The organism is Arsenophonus sp. ENCA (assembly GCF_002287155.1).
Taxonomy (GTDB): Bacteria; Pseudomonadota; Gammaproteobacteria; order Enterobacterales; family Enterobacteriaceae; genus Arsenophonus; species Arsenophonus nilaparvatae.
The window spans coordinates 1-4117 of sequence record NZ_NHNG01000082.1 but is presented as its reverse complement, the minus strand read 5'-3'; the positions used below and the strand labels follow the sequence as shown (position 1 = coordinate 4117).

At 39.8% G+C, this 4117-nt stretch carries 4 protein-coding genes; all 4 read left to right on the top strand.

From position 1 onward, the window contains the following. Positions 1 to 175: 175 nt before the first annotated feature. The 4 genes from CBG25_RS02485 (at position 176) to CBG25_RS02470 (ending at position 3853) form a co-directional block, all read left to right on the top strand. The gene (locus CBG25_RS02485) at positions 176 to 643 is read left to right on the top strand and encodes an IS630 transposase-related protein (RefSeq protein WP_290604288.1); all 468 of its coding nucleotides are present in this window, start codon (positions 176 to 178) and stop codon (positions 641 to 643) included. Then, positions 630 to 974, top strand: coding sequence for a transposase (locus CBG25_RS02480; protein WP_290604286.1), 345 nt, complete (start codon positions 630 to 632; stop codon positions 972 to 974). Before CBG25_RS02485 ends, CBG25_RS02480 begins: the two co-directional genes overlap by 14 nt. Positions 975 to 1094: 120 nt before the next feature. Further along, on the top strand, positions 1095 to 3605 hold the full coding sequence (locus CBG25_RS02475) for an AAA family ATPase (RefSeq protein WP_290604284.1): 2511 nt from the start codon (positions 1095 to 1097) through the stop codon (positions 3603 to 3605). After that, entirely contained in the window at positions 3566 to 3853 is a 288-nt protein-coding gene (locus CBG25_RS02470; protein WP_290604282.1) for a hypothetical protein, read from the top strand. Before CBG25_RS02475 ends, CBG25_RS02470 begins: the two co-directional genes overlap by 40 nt. Positions 3854 to 4117 lie beyond the last annotated feature (264 nt).

Below are 4117 nucleotides of genomic sequence, written 5' to 3'. Positions count from 1 at the left end.
AATGATTGCTTTACATAAACGATTATCTCGTAACAGCCGCTCTTTGTTGATCATTTCAAACCTTTATTCTCTAAGTTAAACCTCTTTTTATTCTCAATAGCGTGACAAAAAATGCAAGTCTCTATTCAGCAACTAGTTTATAGTAAAACGACTTAATTTTGATTACAGTATTTATATGAGCTATTCATTAGGTTTTCGACGAAAAGTCCTTGCGATTAAAAAAGAGAAAGGCCTAAGTATTAGAGAAACCGCTAAGCGCTTTTGTATAGGTTTTGCAACGGTATCACGCTGGATTAAGCAAATTGAACCTAAACCGGCCGCTTCCCGTAGTAGAAAGATTGATAAATCCGCATTAGAAAAAGATGTTAGACAATATCCGGATGCTTATCAAAGGGAGCGAGCCGTTCGCTTTGGTCTTTGTCAAAAAGCGATTTGGCAAGCTCTTAAAAAGAGGGGATTGACCTATAAAAAAACTCTACGTCATCCGAAAGCCGACGAAAGCGCTCGACAAACGTTTCAACAAAAAAACAACAGTATGAAAAAGAAGGTAAGCATATTGTTTTTATTGATGAAAGTGGTTTTTCACACCATACCCCGCGGATTCACGGCTATTCCCCAAAAGGTCAACGGTGTTTTGGTTTGAAGAAACAAATGTTATCGGCGCTTTATTGGGCACAACGCTGTTTGCTATCGGATTATTTGATATCAATATTAACAGCGATGTTTTCTATGCATGGGTCACACAAGTCCTTATCCCAGTACTTCCTAAAAACAGTGTAATCATGAGGGATAATGCCACTTTTCACAAGAAACAGAGTATTCAACAAGTCATAATCGATGCGGGGCATATGGTGGAATATTTGCCTACATATTCGCCAGACCTTAATCCCATAGAACATAAATGGGCACAGGCTAAACGAAAAAAAAGGGAAATAGGTTGTGATATTGATACCTTATTTTCTGTTTATATGTGATCAAAATTAAGTCGTTTTACTATACATGCCACCAACAAGGAGGCTATCATTCAGACAGGGAGTAATAAACTGAATGCCGAAATAACGCATAAAGTTCGTAACACATTAATAGAAAAAGGATTGCTGTCATCGGAATCTGTCACCATCTCAACGCGAAAATCAGTGTTTCTCGATGCCTCAAACCGTAACAACCGCAATACTTATCAGGTCGGCAATCAATTAGAAAAAATAAACGGTGACCAGAAGGAAAGATTTTTAATTAAGGACATCGACAAAAGGAGCAACACGCTTGTGTTATCAAATTCTGACGGTCGTTATACCCTACTTCCTATTCATAAAATATCTAACCACTATCAACTGTATAAGACTGAAAACTTAGAGCTGCGGATGGGTGATAAAGTGAAATCAGAGGGGCGATTTGGTGACAATATTCCTGCGGGTAAAGCTTTTACCGTTAGCCAGATAAGGAAAGGAAATTTTTTGTTTCGGGATAAAGTCTTCCTTGAAGATAATAACGGCAAAACCGTTTCCTTTTCACCGAAAACCGAAGTCCCATTAGCGTACCATTATTGCGAATCGTTAGGAAAGAGCTTATCAAAAACCAAAACGGTGATTGCTATCACCAATGACCGAGAACTCAACGATAGCACGATTAATCAGATTAAGCGCAGTGGGAAAACAGTTATTGCCATCACCGGACACGATAAAGCCACCATTGATAAAAAAATGGCCTTTAACGATGTAAAAATGGAAACCATCAGGGCAGAAAAAAACGATTTTTATAAGGTAATAAATAACCAGACCACAAAACAAAATCCGGAGGAAGATATACAAAAAGCCATCGAAATTGCTATCGATAAAGTAACCGGCTCAAAGGTCTTTTTTAATGGCGCCGCAGTGATTACAAAAGCGGTTCAGTTATTACCCCATACGCCCATTGAACAGATTGCCGCTCAGTTTGAAAAACAGTTAAAACAAGGCGATTTTATCGCTATTGATGGCAGTTTTAACACATTGATAGGAAATTTTATCGAAAAATCAACCTTTGAGAGAGCATCACTCATACTTAAACAGATTTTAAAAGGCAAAAACACCCAGTTACCCCTGATTAAACAAAATCTACCTATTGATACCACTGGACTTACAGAAGGACAACAAAAAGCGGCCGAAAAAATCTTACGCTCACCTGACCAGATTGTCGCCATTCAAGGTTATGCAGGCGTGGGGAAAACCACCCAGTTTAAAACCGTGGCAAAATCGCTTAAACAGAACCGACCCGACATCACGCTAATGGGACTCGCGCCCACCCACAAAGCAGTGGCAGGAATTAACGAAGCCGGTATTTCATCACAAACCATTGCCAGTTTTCTGAATGAAAATAATACCGAAACCAACTTTAAAAATACCCTGTTTATCATTGATGAAAGCGCAATGATAGGCAATAAAACCTATGCAACCTTATTAAAAAACATTACTGAAAAATCAGGGCGTATTGTGCCTTCCGGTGACCGGCAGCAACTCAAGTCTTTTGAAAGTGGCGTACCATTTAAAGTAACGCTCGAGCGCAGTGCCGCAGACACCATAGTGATGCGTGAAATTGTTCGACAAAATCCGGAATTAAAACCCGCCATCGAAGCCGTGATAGCGGGCAACATCAAACAATCGCTCGCCGTCATTAACAGCGTGCCGCCAGATACCGTAACAAGGATGAAAAAGAGTGATATTCCCAATAATTCAGTGGTTGACCTCAAAGGGAAAACGCAGGAAGAAAAGATAGCCATGATTGTAAAAGAGTTCACCAGCAGAACAAAAGACGCACAGGATAATACCCTCATTGTCACCCCATTAAACCGTGACCGAACCGTGATTAATGAAGCGATTCACCAAACGCTTTACCCGGATGACAAGCAAAGCTTAACTATCCCGGCCTTGCAACGCATTAATCACGCGGTTGCTGACCTTAAAACCGTGGATTTTTGGCAAACAAACACCGGTAACATCGCCAAAATCAATCAAACCTATTATCACATTAACGAAACGTCATCAGATGGCACCCTTTCACTTCATCAGTCTGACAATCAGCAGGCGCATTATCGGTCAGTGATAACCCTTAATCCGGATACCGTCACATTGTATCAAGCGCAGACGATAGCCGTCAGTACAGGCGAAAAAATCAGGCTGACCGTCACCGATAAAGAACGCATGGCGGCAAACAATGAGGTGGGAATAGTAAAAAAAATCGAAGGGGATACCTTGTTAATTGATTTTAATGGCAAGACGTTAACCTATCAGCCCAATCAAGCGATGAGCGACCGGCATCTTGATTATACCTATGCGGTTACCGCTTATGCTTCACAGGGTGCATCCGTGCCTTATGTAATTGTTTATGATGGTGCCAGTGACAACAAAGCAAAACTGGCCGCGCTAGATAATACCTATGTCGAGTTTTCACGCAGTAAAGCCCATGTACAGGTTTATCTGGACGATGCTGAGAAATGGATAAAGCACATTGAAACCCATAGCGGTGAGCGTTTTTCGGCCCATGATTTTATCAAACGTCAGGATGACCAATTGGCAGGGAGTGAAAAAACGTGTGGGAACAAAGCAAAGTTATCACCCAAACCACATTAGCGAAAAAAGTAGACCCCGTTATCGCCGAGGCAGGAAGATTAAGCACCCTCAATAAAACGCCTGAAATCCTATTACCGGTTGTCAATGAAAATGGCATTCACCGCGGAAATTACCATCTACCAGCGGGGATTTATACGGGCAATATTGATTTTGAAAGAGCCAGTTATCAGGGTGCGAAAGAAGGCAAATACATCACGAGTTTCGCACCAATAAAAAAACGCTCTATTTTTAAGTTTAATTCAGCATGATATATAAATAGTCAAAACCTTATAAATCAAATACAACTTATTGTAATTTAAGAAAATTTATGTTTTTTAGTAACTTGCAGATTAATCATTGCTTTTAAGCCATTTTTAGAATTTTATATGCCTGTGCGAAACTCGTGTAAAAAAGAAGTATAAATTTAAAAACAAGAAAAAATCAGGATGTTCATATTTTGTCCGGTTATCCATGCATTAAAGATATCTATAAAATATTCTTGCAAGTAAGCAGTGTAAGATACTCTAGTTTGG